Below are 14,257 nucleotides of genomic sequence, written 5' to 3'. Positions count from 1 at the left end.
ATCATGAAGGCAATCACATACAGCGCATACGGAACTGCCGACGCCCTCAAGCTCGTTGACGTACCGGAGCCCAAGGTCGGCCCCGGCGAGGTGCTCGTCCGCGTGAAGGCCGCGGGCGTCAACCCGGTGGACTGGAAGCTCGCCGCCGGGTATCTCGACCCGATCCTGGAAGTCCGCTACCCCGTCATACCCGGCTGGGACGTGGCCGGAGTCGTCGAGGCCGTCGGCGAGGACACCTTCGACTACGCCGTCGGGGACGAGGTGTACGGGTACGTCCGCAAGGAGTGGGTCGAGCTCGGCACCTACGCCGAGCTGGTCTCCGCCCCCGTGCGCACCCTCGCGCGCAAGCCGCGCGGGCTGACCTTCGAGCAGGCCGCGGGGATCCCGCTGGCCGGCCTGACCGCCTACCAGTCGCTCACCCGGGTGGGCCTGAAGGCCGGCGAGACCGTGCTGATCCACTCCGCCGCCGGCGGCACCGGCTCCTTCGGCGTGCAGATCGCCGTCGCGCTCGGCCTGCGGGTCATCGGTACCGCGGGCGCCCACAACCACGACTACCTGCGCTCCCTCGGCGCCGAGCCGGTCCTCTACGGCGAGGGCCTGGCGGACCGGGTCCGCGAACTGGCCCCCGAAGGCGTCGACGCCGGCCTGGACTTCTACGGGGACGGGGTCGTCGAGACCCTCCAGTCCCTCGTCAAGGAGCGCGCCCGGGTGGTCTCCATCGCCGACTACGAAGCCGCCGCCAAGGGCGCGCACCAGCTGTGGGTGCGCCCGGACACCGCCGACCTGACCTTCCTGGCGAAGCTGGCCGAGGAGGGCGCGCTCACGGTCAACGTGGAGCACGCGCTGCCGCTCGCCGAGGCGGCCAAGGCCTGGGAGCTGAGCGCCTCGGGCCGCACCCGCGGCAAGATCGTCCTGACCGTCTGAGCACGCGGCCGCGCCACCGGAAGCCCGTAGCTCCGGTGGCGCGGCAGCTCGTACTCACTGCGTGACCGGCCGCGCCTCCCCGGCAGCGGCGTAGCGGTTGGCGGGGCGGGCCAGGCCGTAGTTCTCGCGGAGGGTGCGGCCCGTGTACTCGGTGCGGAAGAGGCCGCGGCGCTGGAGGATCGGCACGACGTGGTCGACGAAGTCCGTCAGGCCCGTCGGCAGGACCGGCGCCATGATGTTGAAGCCGTCGGCCGCGCCCTGGGTGAACCACGTCTCCAACTGGTCGGCGATCTGCTCGGGCGTCCCGGCGAAGACCCGGTGGCCGCGGCCCGCGCCGAGGCGGGCGATCAGCTCGCGCAGGGTGAGGCCGTCACGGCGGGCGAGTTCGGCGACGAGCGTGAAGCGGCTCTTGTTGCCGTTGATGTCCCGCTCCTCGGGCAGGTCGGGCAGCGGGCCGTCGAGGGGCAGGCCGGTGAGGTCGGTGCCGAGCATCCCGGAGAGCTGGGCGAGCCCGTACTCCGGCACCTGGAGCTCGGTGAGCTGCTGCTCCAGGGCCTTGGCCTCGGCCTCGGTGGAACCGATGACGGGGGCGATGCCGGGCAGAACGAGCAGGTCGCCCTCGGCGCGGCCGTACCTCGCGAGGCGGGACTTGAGGTCCTTGTAGAAGGTCTGGCCGTCGGCGAGGGTCTGCTGGGCGGTGAAGACGGCCTCGGCGTACCGGGCGGCGAACTCCTTGCCGTCCTCGGAGGATCCGGCCTGGACCAGGAGCGGGTGGCCCTGGGGCGAGCGGGGCACGTTGAGCGGGCCGGCGACGCCGAAGTACTCGCCGCGGTGGTCGGCCGGGTGGAGCTTGTCGGTGTCGGCGTAGATACCCCGCTCCTTGTCGAGGACGATCGCGTCGTCCTCCCAGCTGTCCCAGAGCTTGGTCGCGACGTCGAGGAACTCGCGGGCCCGCTCGTAGCGGAGCCGGTGTTCGAGGTGCTCGTCCCGGTTGAAGTTGCGGGCCTCGTCGACGGTGCCGGAGGTGACGATGTTCCAGCCGGCCCGGCCGCCGCTGATGTGGTCGAGGGAGGCGAACTTCCGGGCGAGGTGGTAGGGCTCGTTGAAGGTCGTGGAGACGGTGGCGATGAGTCCGATGTGCTCGGTGACGGCAGCGATGGCGGAGAGCAGGGTGAGCGGCTCGAAGCCGCCGAGGGCGTTGTAGCGGGCCTTGCCCCAGAGGGCGAGCCCGTCGGCGAAGAAGATCGAGTCGAGCCGTCCGCGCTCGGCGGTGCGGGCCAGCTCCTGGAAGTACCGCAGATCGGTGATGCGCTCGGGGGCGCTGTCCGGGTGGCGCCAGGCGGCGTCGTGGTGCCCGGCGTTCATGAGGAACGCGTTGAGGTGCAGGGTCCGGTGTTCGGGCATGGCGGTTCCTTGTGTCGGCGTTGTACGTACGCGGGCGTCCCCGCCGGGCGGGTGGGCGCCGCCGGAGGTGTCAGGCTGGGATGCGCCAGAGGCTGAGGCGGCGTTCGACCGCGACCAGGAGCTGGTTGAAGGCCACGCCGATCGCCGAGATGGTCACGATGCCCGCGTACATCTGCGGGATCGCGAAGTTGAACTGCGAGGCGTTGATCAGGTACCCGAGCCCGGCCTTGGCGCCGATCATCTCCGCGGCCACGAGGACCAGGATCGAGACCGCGCCGGCGAGGCGGATGCCCGTGAAGACGGCCGGTACCGAGGACGGCAGGATCACCTTCTGGAACAGGCGCGGCGTGGACAGGTCCATCGAGCGCGCCAGTCTGACGAGCGTCGGGTCGGCGTTGCCGACCGCGCTGATGGTGTTCAGCAGGATCGGCCAGACGCACGCGTAGACGACGATCGAGACCTTCGAGGTCTCGCCGATCCCGAGCAGCAGCACGAACACCGGCAGCAGCGCGAGGGCCGCGGTGTTGCGGAACAGCTCCAGCAGCGGGCCGAGCAGCGCCGCGACCGGGCGGTACCAGCCGATCAGCAGCCCGAGCGGCACCGCGACGACCACGGCGATACCGAAGCCGCCGAAGGAGCGGACCAGGCTGGCCCGGGTGTGCTCGGCGAGCTGCCCGTCGCCCAGGAGTTCCCACCAGGCCCTGGCGACCTCGCTCACCGGGGGGAGGAAGGTCGCGTCCACCAGGCCGAGCCGGGGCGCCGTCTCCCACACCGCGAGCAGTGCGAGGATCGCCGCCGAGCGCAGTGCGGCGGCGCGCAGCCACCGCCCGATCGCTCCCTTCCGCGGCGGCGCCGCCTCCACCGCCACCGCGCGGGCGGGGACCCGTACCTCCGCGGCCTCGGTCGGCGCAGGCGCCGGTGCAGGGGCCAGGGCCGGGGCGGGGGTGATGTCGGTTCCGGTGCTCATACGGCGGCCTCCTCCTTCTCCAGTTGCTGGGCGCGGGCCACCTCGTCGTGGAGCAGGGTCCAGATCTCGTGGCGGTAGCGGGCGAACTCCGGGCTGGAGCGCAGGTCCTCACCGGTCGCGCCGGCGGCCCGGTCCCCGAACGACACCGGGACCACCGCCTTGACCCGGCCGGGGCGGGAGGTGATGACGGCCACCCGCTGCCCGAGGTACACGGCTTCCTCGATGCCGTGCGTGATGAACACGATCGTCTTGCCGGTGCGCTGCCAGATGCGGCGCAGTTCGTCCTGCAAGGACTCGCGGGTCTGCGCGTCGAGTGCGGCGAACGGCTCGTCCATCAGCAGCACGTCCGGGTCGTACGCCAGGGAGCGGGCGATCGCCACCCGCTGGCGCATGCCGCCGGACAGCTCGTGCGGGTGCCGGTCCTCGAAGCCGGTGAGGCCGACCAGGTCCAGGAACTCCCGGGCCCTCGCCGTTCGTTGGCGGCGCGGGACTCCGGTCGCCTCCAGGCCGAATTCGATGTTGCCCAGCGCGGTGCGCCACGGCAGCAGCGCGTACTGCTGGAAGACGATGCCGCGGTCCAGGCCCGGTCCGGTGACCGGCTCGCCGTCGAGCAGGATCCGGCCCGCCGTCGGGCGGGTCAGGCCGCCGAGCAGGTCGAGGAGGGTGGACTTGCCGCAGCCGCTGGGGCCCACGACCACCGTGAACTCGCCCGCCTCGATCTCCAGGTCGACCCCGTCGAGGGCGGTGAACCGCCCGCCGTCGGGGCGGCCCTTGGCGTTCCTCGTCGGGAAGGTCTTGCTCACTCCCTCGAACACGATCTTCGCCATGCCGATCAGCCCTTCCGGTGGCCGTTGAACTCGTTGGTGTAGAGGTCGGCGGCCTTGAGCCGGCCCTGCTTGATCTCGCCGCGCTCACCGAGCCAGTCGAGCCAGAGCTGGAACTCCTTGTCCTCGATCCGGCCGCCCGTCTCGGCGACCCCGTAGGAGCGCCAGTACTGCAGGGTGGAGGTGTCCTCGTTGCGGCCGCGCTTCTTGACGATCTCCGTCATCCGCGCGACGACCTGCTCGCGCGGGGTGGTGCGGGACCACTCGATGGCCTTGGCGACGCCGGTGACGAAGGTCCGTACGGTGTCCGGGTTCTGCTCGATGAAGCGCTCGGTCATGATGTACGTCCCGGCGCTGAACGGGCCGAGCAGTTCGACGTCGGTGAACAGCGGCCGGATGCCGCCCACCGCGAGGGCCTTGTCGCGCAGGACCCCGGTGAGCACCCCGACCTCGATCTGCTTCTGCCGCAGCGACTGCTCGGTGTTGACGGGCGGTACGACGAGCGGCTCTACCTTGGCCGCGTCCGCCTTGGAGAGGCCGCCCCGGCTCAGATAGATGTCGAGGAGGGCCTGGTAGTGGGCGCCCAGGGTGTTCATGCCGACCTTCTTGCCGATCAGGTCGCGGGCCGAGCGGATCGGGCTGTCCTCCAGGACGTAGTAGCCGCCGTAGGAGTACTGGTCAGAGCCGTAGGAGGAGATGACGGCCTTGATCGGCGCGTTGGTGGAGGCGAGTTTGATGACGGCCCCGTTGAAGGCGCTGCCGAAGTGGGTCTGGCCGGTGGCTGCGGACTGGATGTCCTGGGGGCCGCTGGTGGTGTTGCCCACCCAGTCGAGGGTGACGTCGCCGAGGTAGCCGAGGTCGGCGGCGAGTTCGGGGAGGGTGACCGTACCGACCGCACCCTGGTACTTGAGCGACGTGACCCGGCCGGAGCCGCCGGTGGCGGTGGCCGTGCCGCAGCTCACCGCGGCCGCCGAGATGCCGAGCAGGGTGAGGAACTGGCGCCGGGAGGTGGAGGTCGTGGTGAAGGCTGCGGGCATGACGGGTCCTTGTCGGGTGCGCGGGATTGCGTCAGGGGGTGGGTGCGGGGGCTGTGGGCCTGGGGCTACGGGCCGTGGGCTACCCGGCGGTGGTGAGCGCGGCGGTGTCGGCGGCGCGCAGGGCGTCGGCGAACTCGTCGACGGCCTGGAAGAGGTCCAGCTCCGCCTCGGGCCGCAGCCGGTCGGGGCCGGAGCCGCGCTCGACGGAGGAGTCCAGGACGAACCGGCCGGCGGTGACGTGCCGGGCGCCCAGTGCGGCGAGGACGGGGCGCAGGGCGTAGTCGATGGTCAGGACGTGGGCGAGGCTGCCGCCGGTGGCGATGGGCAGAACCGTTTTGCCGGCGAGCCCGTCCTGCGGGAGCAGGTCGAGGAAGGCCTTGAGCAGGCCGGTGTACGAGGCCTTGTAGACCGGGGTGGCGATGACGATCCCGTCGGCTGCGGCGACGGCTTCGAGCGCCCGGCGGATCTCCGGCTCGCCGCGACGGGCGGAGAGCAGGTCCGCGGCGGGCAGTTCGCGTACCGCGAGGTGGCCGGTGTCGAACCCTGCGTGGATGAGGCGGCGCAGCACGTGGTCGGCGACGACGGCGGTACGGGAGTGGAGGGAGGGGCTGCCGGTGATGGCGAGCAGCTTGGGCACGGGGGCTCCTTGGGTGGTCGTTCGGTCCGTGGGCGGGGCGGGGGCGGCGGGGCCTAGGGGGTGTCGTCAAGGTGGCGTCGGCCGCCCGAAGGGCGCACCAGGCCCCGCCGGCCAGACGGGACTTTGACGACACGACCTAGGGGGTGTGGGACGCCCCGGAGGCGATGCCGAAGGCCGGGTCCGGCACGGTCTCGGGGCTGATCAGGCGGGACGGGACCCCGTCGGGGCCGACCGGGACGTCGCCGTCGACGGTGACGCGGCGCAGGGTGCGCTCGTGGTCGTCGGAGTCGTCGACGCCGTAGTGCTGGGTGGCGCGGTTGTCCCAGATCGCGACGTCCCCGGCCTGCCACTGCCGGCGGACGGTGTTCTCCGGGCTCTCGATGTGGGCCTGGAAGAGGTCCAGCAGGATGCGGGAGTCGCGGCCGCTCAGACCGCTGATGCGCTGGACGAAGTTGCCGAGGAGCAGGGTGCGTTCGCCGGTCTCGGGGTGGACTCGGACCACGGGGTGCTCGGTGAGGAACTTGGTGGAGGTGAACACCTCCCGGTACTGGGCGAGCGCCTCGGGAAGGGCGTCGGGCTTGAGGGCCGCGTAGTCGTACTCGTTGGAGTGGACGGCGCGCAGGCTGTCGGCGAGGACGCGCAGCGGTTCGGGGAGGGTGCTGTACGCGGTGGCGGTGTTGGCCCAGAGGGTGTCGCCGCCGTACGGGGGGATGGTGACGGCGCGCAGGATGGAGAAGGCCGGGTAGGCGGGGACGAAGGTGACGTCGGTGTGCCACTGGTTGGCGCGGGCGCCGTGGTGGGAGTCGATGCCGAGGGCGTAGCGGCCGTCCGCGGAGGGCACGGTGGGGTGCGCGACGGGGGCCCCGAGCAGCTGGGCGAAGGCCTCGTGCGAGGCCTCGTCGAGGTGGTCCTGGCCGCGGAAGAAGACGACCTTGTGGGCGAGCAGCGCGGCGCGGATCGCGGCCACGGCGTCGGCGTCGAGTCCGCCGCCGAGCGTCACTCCGGCGATCTCGGCGCCGATGCGGCCGCCGATCTTGGTGACGGTGATGTCGGTACGGGTGGCGGTGGCCATGAGGACTCCTTGGTTGTTTCCGCAACCCCGCGGGGCGGGGGCTACGGCAGAACGTGCGCGCTCCCGTGCCTCGGCGCGACGAGCAGCGCGAGCCGGAAGCGGAGGCGGGGTACGGCGTCGCCGGCCGGAGGTAGCGGCGTGGGGCGGCCGGCGAGCCGGGGAAGCAGGACAGAGGCGCGGGTACGGGCAACACAGCCGGATTCAGCGGCGCTGGACGGGCGGCGAGCCCGGAGGGACGGAGGCGCGGGTACGGCGTCGCCGGCCGGAGGTAGCGGCGTGGGGCGGGCGGCGTGGGACGGCCGGCGAGCCGGGGAAGCAGGACGGAGGCGGGGGGACGGCGGGCGCCGGCCTGAGGTAGTGGCGCGGGACGGGCGGCGAGGCCCGGGGGTGAGCCGGACCGGCGACCGGCGCGGGGCCGACGTGGTCGGACCGGGCGGGGCCGGGGGCTCAGGCGCTGCGCGCCCCGGAGTGGCGGTGCGCGCTCAGGCGCGGCGCGGGGCCGGACAGCGGCCCGGACACTCGCCCGGCGCGGTACAGGAGCCGGGGGTGTGGAGCCGCGGAGCGAGGAGTTCGGTCGCGGACATGCCTCGGAGACTGTCAGCGCCCCCGGCACCGGTCAACCCCCGCCGGCGACCCCCGAGCAGGCCCGAAAGGACCCTCCCGCGCAAGCCGGCACACCCCACCTGACCTGGTGTTTCCACCGATCCCGCGCAGCCCGCCACCCCACCCCCGGCGGCCGAAAACCGTGGCCTGATTTCATACCGACGCAACGCACCCGCCACGCTCCCGCCGAACGGCGATCGGGACGGCGATCGGGACGGCGATCGGGACGGCCCCGCCGGGGCACCGGCACCCGACCGGACCACCGCCCGCCCCCGCCCCGGCGGACCGGCACGACCGGGTACGCCCCCGGGCCGCCCGCAGGGAGCCGCGCCCCCCACCCCCGGCCAACGGCCGCCACGGCCGTACCGCTCTTTCGTGACCCCTCCCGTCTCACATGAGAGGGGGAGATCACATCCGATGGTTATAGGCGCGCTTCGGGGACCCCCCTAACATTCGAGCCATGACGGTCCTGCCTGATGACGGGCTCTCCTTGGCCGCCGAATTCCCTGACGCGACGCATGAGCAGTGGCAGCGCCTGGTAGAGGGCGTGCTGCGCAAGTCGGGCAAGGAAGTTTCCGGCGAGGCAGCGGAAGACGCGTTGTCCACGAAGCTTGAGGACGGGCTCACCACCCGCCCGCTGTACACCGCACCCGCGACGGCCGAGCACACCGGCCCCGACGGGGACGAAGGCGTTCCCGGATCTCCCGGGAACGCTGCGTCCGCCGCGGCCACCGCGTCCGCTGCGTTCGCCGCGTTCCCAGGGTTTGCCCCCTTCGTACGGGGCGGCAGGCCCGAAGGCAACGCCGCCGCCGGCTGGGACGTACGCCAGCGGCTCCTCGGCACCGATCCCGTACGGGTGAACGAGGCGGTCCTCGCCGACCTGGAGAACGGCGTCACCTCGCTGTGGCTCACCGTCGGCGCCGGCGGCCTCCCGGTCGACGCGCTCCCCCGCGCCCTGGCCGGGGTCTACCTCGACCTCGCGCCCGTCTCCCTCGACGCCGGGGCCGAATACGCCGACGCCGCCCGCGCGTTGCTGCGCCTGTACGCCGAGCGCGAGGTCGCCCCCGCGGCCGCCCGGGCCTCCCTGGGCGCCGACCCGCTGGGCCACGAGGCCCGTACGGGAGAGCGGCTCGACCCCGCCGAAGCCGTCGAGCTGGCCCGCACGGCCGCCGCCGACTGGCCCGGCATCCGCGCCCTGACCGTCGACGCGCTCCCGTACCACGAGGCCGGCGGCTCCGCGGGCCAGGAGCTCGGCCTGTCCCTGGCCACCGGCGTGGCCTACCTGCACACCCTCACCGAGGGCGGGCTGGGCATCGAAGCGGCCCTCGGCCAGCTGGAGTTCCGCTACGCCGCCACCGCGGACCAGTTCCTCACCATCGCCAAGTTCCGCGCCGCCCGCCGCCTGTGGGCCCGCGTAGCCGAGGCCTGCGGGGCCCCCGAGGCCGGTGCGCAGCACCAGCACGCGGTGACCTCGCCGGTGATGATGACCCGTCGCGACCCCTGGGTGAACATGCTGCGCACCACCGTCGCCTGCATGGCGGCGGGCGTGGGCGGCGCGGACTCGGTCACCGTGCTCCCCTTCGACCACGAACTGGGCCTGCCGGACGCCTTCGCCCGCCGCATCGCGCGCAACACCTCCACCATCCTGCTGGAGGAGTCGCACCTGGCCCGCGTCATCGACCCGGCCGGCGGCTCCTACTACGTGGAGCGGCTCACCGACGAACTCGCGCACGCGGCCTGGGAGTCCTTCCAGACGATCGAGAAGTCCGGCGGCCTGGCCGCCGCCCTGCGCTCCGGGCTGGTCGCCGACCGGCTCGCCGCCACCTGGGCCGAGCGCTCCGCCAAGCTGGCCAAGCGCCGCGAGCCGATCACCGGCGTCAGCGAGTTCCCGCTGCTGTCGGAGAAGCCGGTCGTACGCGAGCCCGCGCCGCAGCTGCCCACCGGCGGGCTGCCCCGCGTACGGCGCGACGAGGCGTACGAGGCGCTGCGCGCCCGCAGCGACGCGCACCTGGCCGCGACCGGCGCCCGCCCGAGGATCTTCCTCGCGGCGCTGGGCCCGGCGGCCGCCCACACGGCCCGGGCCACCTTCGCCTCGAACCTGTTCCAGTCGGGCGGCATCGAGCCGGTGCACGACCCGGTCTCGGTGGACCCGCAGAGCGCCGCCGCGGCCTACGCGGCGAGCGGCGCGGACGGCATGGCCGTGCTGTGCTCCAGCGACGCGCTGTACGAGGAGCAGGCCGAGGCGGTGTCCGCCGCCCTGCGCGCGGCGGGTGCCACGACCGTGTTCCTCGCCGGCCGGCCCGGCACCGCCGGGCAGGCCGCGGACGAGTACGTCTTCGCGGGCTGCGACGCCGTCGCCGTGCTGTCCTCCGTTCTCGACCGGATGGGAGTCGCGTCTTGAGCGGCACCGGTATCCCCGATTTCTCCGGGCTCGCGCTGAACGGCGCCGCCCCCGCGGCCGGTTCCCAGGAGCAGTGGCGCGCGGCGGTGAAGGAGTCCACGGGCACCGCCCCGGGCGATCTGCTGTGGGAGACCCCCGAGGGCATCGGCGTACAGCCGCTGTACACGGGCGCGGACCTGGAGGGCCTGGACTTCCTCAACACGTACCCGGGCGTGGCCCCGTACCTGCGCGGCCCGTACCCGACGATGTACGTCAACCAGCCCTGGACGATCCGGCAGTACGCGGGCTTCTCCACGGCCGAGGAGTCCAACGCCTTCTACCGCCGCAACCTCGCGGCCGGCCAGAAGGGCCTGTCGATCGCCTTCGACCTGCCGACGCACCGCGGCTACGACAGCGATCACCCGCGCGTGACCGGCGACGTCGGCATGGCGGGCGTGGCGATCGACTCGATCTACGACATGCGCCAGCTCTTCGACGGCATTCCGCTGGACAAGATGACGGTGTCGATGACGATGAACGGCGCGGTGCTGCCGGTCCTCGCGCTGTACATCGTGGCGGCGGAGGAGCAGGGCGTCTCCCCCGACAAGCTCGCCGGGACCATCCAGAACGACATCCTCAAAGAGTTCATGGTCCGCAACACCTACATCTACCCGCCCAAGCCCTCGATGCGGATCATCTCCGACATCTTCGCCTTCACCTCGCAGAAGATGCCGCGGTACAACTCGATCTCCATCTCCGGCTACCACATCCAGGAAGCCGGGGCGACGGCCGACCTGGAGCTGGCGTACACCCTCGCCGACGGCGTGGAGTACCTGCGGGCCGGGCAGGCCGTCGGGCTGGACGTGGACGCGTTCGCGCCGCGCCTGTCGTTCTTCTGGGCGATCGGCATGAACTTCTTCATGGAGGTCGCGAAGCTGCGCGCCGCCCGCCTGCTGTGGGCGCGGCTGGTCAAGCAGTTCGACCCGAAGAACGCCAAGTCACTTTCGCTGCGCACCCATTCGCAGACCTCGGGCTGGTCGCTGACGGCGCAGGACGTCTTCAACAACGTCACGCGCACGTGCATCGAGGCGATGGCCGCGACGCAGGGCCACACCCAGTCGCTGCACACCAACGCCCTCGACGAGGCCCTGGCGCTGCCGACGGACTTCTCGGCGCGCATCGCCCGCAACACCCAGCTGCTGCTCCAGCAGGAGTCGGGGACCTGCCGCTCGATCGACCCGTGGGGCGGCAGCGCGTACGTCGAGAAGCTGACGTACGACCTGGCACGCCGGGCCTGGCAGCACATCGAGGAGGTCGAGGCGGCCGGCGGCATGGCGCAGGCCATCGACGCGGGCATCCCGAAGCTGCGCGTGGAGGAGGCCGCGGCCCGTACCCAGGCGCGGATCGACTCCGGCCGGCAGCCGGTGATCGGCGTCAACAAGTACCGGGTGGAGAACGACGAGGCGATCGACGTCCTCAAGGTCGACAACTCCTCGGTGCGCTCGCAGCAGATCGCCAAGCTGCGGCGGCTGCGCGAGGAGCGCGACGAGGCGCTCACCCAGGACACCCTGCGGGCGCTGACGAACGCGGCCGGGCGCGGGGAGGGCAACCTGCTGGCCCTGGCGGTGGACGCGGCGCGCGCCAAGGCCACCGTCGGTGAGATCTCCGACGCACTGGAGAAGGTGTACGGGCGGCACGCGAGCCAGATCCGTACGATCTCGGGTGTGTACCGAACCGAGGCAGGCGAGTCCCCGTCCCTGGAGCGCACCCGTGCGCTCATCAACCGGTTCGAGGAGGCGGAGGGCCGCCGTCCGCGCATCCTGGTCTGCAAGATGGGCCAGGACGGCCACGACCGCGGCCAGAAGGTGATCGCGACGGCCTTCGCCGACCTGGGCTTCGACGTGGACGTCGGCCCGCTGTTCCAGACCCCGGCGGAGGTGGCCCGCCAGGCCGTCGAGGCGGACGTCCACGTGGTGGGCGTCTCGTCGCTGGCGGCCGGCCACCTGACCCTCGTACCGGCGCTGCGCGAGCAGTTGGCGGAGGAGGGCCGCGAGGACATCATGATCGTCGTGGGTGGGGTCATCCCGCCCGCGGACGTGCCCACGCTCCTGGAGATGGGGGCGACGGCGGTGTTCCCGCCCGGCACGGTCATCCCGGACGCGGCGCACGACCTGGTGGCGCGGCTCGCCGCGGACCTGGGCCACGAGCTGTAGGCGGCGGCCGGTGCCGAAGATCGACATCGAGGCCTACGCGAAAGGGGTGCTCGACGGGAAGCGCGCGTTCATCGCACGCGCCATCACCCTCGTCGAGTCCACCCTGCCCGCGCACCGGCCGCTGGCCCAGCAGCTCCTGACCGAGCTGCTCCCCCACTCGGGGCGGGCCCGGCGCATCGGGATCAGCGGTGTGCCCGGGGTGGGCAAGTCCACGTTCATCGACGCGTTCGGCACGATGCTGACGGCCCTGGGTCACCGGGTCGCGGTGCTGGCCGTCGACCCGTCGTCGACGCGTACGGGCGGCTCCATCCTGGGCGACAAGACCCGGATGGAGCGCCTCTCCGTCGACCCGGCGGCCTTCGTACGCCCCTCGCCCTCCGCCGGAACACTGGGCGGGGTCGCGAAGGCCACGCGCGAGTCGATGATCGTGATGGAGGCGGCGGGCTACGACGTGGTCCTGGTCGAGACGGTCGGCGTCGGCCAGTCGGAGACGACGGTGGCGGGGATGGTCGACTCCTTCCTCCTCCTGTCCCTGGCCCGCACCGGCGACCAGCTCCAGGGCATCAAGAAGGGCGTGCTGGAGCTGGCCGACGTGCTGGCGGTGAACAAGGCGGACGGCCCGCACGAGCGGGACGCGAAGGCCGCCGCCCGCGAACTGTCGGGCGCGCTGCGCCTGATGCACCCGGCCGACGCGGCCTGGACCCCGCCCGTCCTGACGTGCAGCGCACGGGAGTCGGCGGGTCTGGACGAGGTCTGGAACCGGCTGGAGCAGCACCGCCGGCTGCTGGACGCGGGCGGCCGGCTGGCGGCCAAGCGGGCGTCCCAGCAGGTGGAGTGGACCTGGTCGATGGTCCGCGACGAACTCCTGGAGCGGCTGCGCGCCAGCGCCGCGGTACGGGACCTCGCGCCGGCCCTGGAAGCCTCGGTCCGGGCGGGCGAGGTGACGGCCACTTCGGCGGCGGACCAGATCCTGACGGCTTTCGGGCGGAGCTGAGCTGATCCCGGTCGGGCGGAGCTGCCGAAAGGCCGCCCGACGGGGATCGGCTCGCCCGACCCGCACGGCAACCCCGCACGGCAACCCCGCAGGGGTCAGGCGTCGACCAGGACCGAGCCGGCCGCGCCGAGCACCTCGCGCAGGACCCGGCCCTGCTCCACCACGTCGTCGGAGGCGAGCAGCGCGGCCAGTACCGCGATCCGCGCCTGTCCTGCCCGCAGGGTCCCCGTCGGGGCGGCCCCGGCCGCGACCAGGTCCACGGCGCCACCGTGCGTGTAGATCTCGGTGACGGGCCCGGCCGCGACCCGGGTGGTCAGCGCGACCAGCACCCCGCGGGCGACGGCCGCCTCGACGGCCTCCACGATCTCCGGGGTCGCATTGCCCGCACCCGTCCCGACGAGCACGATCCCCCGCGCCCCGGCCGCGACGGCGGCGTTCAGCAGGACGGCGTCCCCGTCGGCGTGGTGCACGACCACGTCGACCCGCGGCGGCAGCTCCGGCATCGCGGGCAGCGCGAGCGCCGCCGGCCGCTGGGGCGTCCGCAGCACGGTGACCTTGCCGAAGCCGACCTTGCCCAGCAGTTCCTTCGAGGGGTCGGCGAACGCGTCGAGCGCCACGGCCTGCGTCTTCACGGTCCCGCGGGCCGCGTGCACCCGGCCGGCGAACGCGACCAGCACACCCAGGCCCCGTACCGTCGCGGCGGTCAGCAGCGCGTCGTACAGATTGCCGGGGCCGTCCCCGTCCGCCGTGCCCATGGGCCGCTGGGAGCCGGTGAACACCACCGAGCGGGCGTCGTGGTGGTGCAGGTCGACCAGGAACGCCGACTCCTCCAGGGTGTCGGTGCCGTGCGTGACGACGATGCCGTCCACGCCCGGGTCGGCGAGCACCTCGTGCACGGTGCGCAGGAGGGTGAGCTGGTGGGCGGTCGTCAGGCGGGGGCTGTTCACGCTGAACAGGTCCACGACCTCGACGGTGATGCCCTCGGGGAGCGGTGCGGTCGCCATGACCTCGCTCCCGGCGGCGTCGGCGGCGAAGCCGGATCCCTGCCATCGGCTGGCTATCGTGCCGCCGGTGCTGATGACGACGATGCGTCCCATGGCCGCCCTTCCCTCACATCACATAGAGGTCGTACAGATTTTCTACAGAGAGCAATGGTAGGCGGTTCAACACGCAATGTGGTTGCGACTATCGCCCGGTACGCC

Annotated in this window: 11 protein-coding genes; 4 read left to right on the top strand and 7 right to left on the bottom strand. The window is 72.8% G+C overall.

Annotated elements, in window-relative coordinates; all coding sequences use genetic code 11:
* The first annotated feature begins 3 nt into the window (after positions 1-3).
* A complete protein-coding gene (locus ACZ7GJ_RS00120) occupies positions 4-924 on the top strand; it encodes an NADP-dependent oxidoreductase (protein ID WP_470747823.1) in 921 nt (306 codons plus the stop codon).
* A gap of 54 nt (positions 925-978) precedes the next feature.
* Here ACZ7GJ_RS00120 and ACZ7GJ_RS00115 read toward each other — a convergent pair whose 3' ends face one another.
* From ACZ7GJ_RS00115 to ACZ7GJ_RS00090, 6 genes are all read right to left on the bottom strand, one after another.
* The gene (locus tag ACZ7GJ_RS00115; RefSeq protein WP_470747821.1) at positions 979-2,328 is read right to left on the bottom strand and encodes an LLM class flavin-dependent oxidoreductase; all 1,350 of its coding nucleotides are present in this window, start codon (positions 2,326-2,328) and stop codon (positions 979-981) included.
* A gap of 70 nt (positions 2,329-2,398) precedes the next feature.
* Positions 2,399-3,295: an ABC transporter permease gene (locus ACZ7GJ_RS00110; protein ID WP_470747819.1), complete on the bottom strand. Its 897-nt coding sequence runs from the start codon at positions 3,293-3,295 to the stop codon at positions 2,399-2,401.
* Entirely contained in the window at positions 3,292-4,122 is an 831-nt protein-coding gene (locus tag ACZ7GJ_RS00105; RefSeq protein ID WP_470747817.1) for an ABC transporter ATP-binding protein, read from the bottom strand. The genes ACZ7GJ_RS00110 and ACZ7GJ_RS00105 overlap by 4 nt, the downstream gene beginning before the upstream one ends.
* Positions 4,123-4,127: 5 nt before the next feature.
* A complete protein-coding gene (locus ACZ7GJ_RS00100; protein ID WP_470747815.1) occupies positions 4,128-5,156 on the bottom strand; it encodes an ABC transporter substrate-binding protein in 1,029 nt (342 codons plus the stop codon).
* A gap of 79 nt (positions 5,157-5,235) precedes the next feature.
* Positions 5,236-5,793, bottom strand: coding sequence for an NADPH-dependent FMN reductase (gene ssuE / locus ACZ7GJ_RS00095; RefSeq protein ID WP_470747813.1), 558 nt, complete (start codon positions 5,791-5,793; stop codon positions 5,236-5,238).
* A 136-nt stretch (positions 5,794-5,929) separates the two neighbouring features.
* The gene (locus ACZ7GJ_RS00090; RefSeq protein WP_470747811.1) at positions 5,930-6,865 is read right to left on the bottom strand and encodes a TauD/TfdA dioxygenase family protein; all 936 of its coding nucleotides are present in this window, start codon (positions 6,863-6,865) and stop codon (positions 5,930-5,932) included.
* Positions 6,866-7,928: 1,063 nt separating this feature from the next.
* Between ACZ7GJ_RS00090 and ACZ7GJ_RS00085 the strand changes: the two genes are divergently transcribed.
* From ACZ7GJ_RS00085 to meaB, 3 genes are read left to right on the top strand one after another with little or no spacing between them, the layout of a single operon-like run.
* Positions 7,929-9,869 carry a methylmalonyl-CoA mutase family protein gene (locus ACZ7GJ_RS00085; RefSeq protein WP_470747809.1) on the top strand — a complete coding sequence of 647 codons (1,941 nt, stop codon included), beginning with the start codon at positions 7,929-7,931 and terminating at the stop codon, positions 9,867-9,869.
* Positions 9,866-12,061 (top strand): methylmalonyl-CoA mutase, encoded by a 2,196-nt coding sequence (gene scpA / locus ACZ7GJ_RS00080; protein ID WP_470747807.1) that lies wholly within the window; start codon positions 9,866-9,868, stop codon positions 12,059-12,061. The genes ACZ7GJ_RS00085 and scpA overlap by 4 nt, the downstream gene beginning before the upstream one ends.
* Before the next feature lie 10 nt (positions 12,062-12,071).
* The gene (gene meaB, locus ACZ7GJ_RS00075) at positions 12,072-13,055 is read left to right on the top strand and encodes a methylmalonyl Co-A mutase-associated GTPase MeaB (protein ID WP_470747805.1); all 984 of its coding nucleotides are present in this window, start codon (positions 12,072-12,074) and stop codon (positions 13,053-13,055) included.
* A gap of 95 nt (positions 13,056-13,150) precedes the next feature.
* On the opposite strand, the gene ACZ7GJ_RS00070 is transcribed toward meaB, so the two are convergent.
* Positions 13,151-14,152 (bottom strand): asparaginase, encoded by a 1,002-nt coding sequence (locus tag ACZ7GJ_RS00070; protein ID WP_470747803.1) that lies wholly within the window; start codon positions 14,150-14,152, stop codon positions 13,151-13,153.
* Positions 14,153-14,257: the final 105 nt, after the last annotated feature.

Source organism: Streptomyces sp. NPDC037242, from assembly GCF_055604165.1.
Note: the sequence above shows the minus strand (reverse complement) of the source record. Positions and strands in the feature narration are given on the sequence as shown.

Bases quoted from the DNA above. Each gene is read 5' to 3' on its own strand.
- ACZ7GJ_RS00120 (WP_470747823.1), top strand. From the start codon at position 4: ATGAAGGCAATCACATACAGCGCATACGGAACTGCCGACGCCCTCAAG.
- ACZ7GJ_RS00115 (WP_470747821.1), bottom strand. From the start codon at position 2,328: ATGCCCGAACACCGGACCCTGCACCTCAACGCGTTCCTCATGAACGCC.
- ACZ7GJ_RS00110 (WP_470747819.1), bottom strand. From the start codon at position 3,295: ATGAGCACCGGAACCGACATCACCCCCGCCCCGGCCCTGGCCCCTGCA.
- ACZ7GJ_RS00105 (WP_470747817.1), bottom strand. From the start codon at position 4,122: ATGGCGAAGATCGTGTTCGAGGGAGTGAGCAAGACCTTCCCGACGAGG.
- ACZ7GJ_RS00100 (WP_470747815.1), bottom strand. From the start codon at position 5,156: ATGCCCGCAGCCTTCACCACGACCTCCACCTCCCGGCGCCAGTTCCTC.
- ACZ7GJ_RS00090 (WP_470747811.1), bottom strand. From the start codon at position 6,865: ATGGCCACCGCCACCCGTACCGACATCACCGTCACCAAGATCGGCGGC.
- ACZ7GJ_RS00085 (WP_470747809.1), top strand. From the start codon at position 7,929: ATGACGGTCCTGCCTGATGACGGGCTCTCCTTGGCCGCCGAATTCCCT.
- ACZ7GJ_RS00070 (WP_470747803.1), bottom strand. From the start codon at position 14,152: ATGGGACGCATCGTCGTCATCAGCACCGGCGGCACGATAGCCAGCCGA.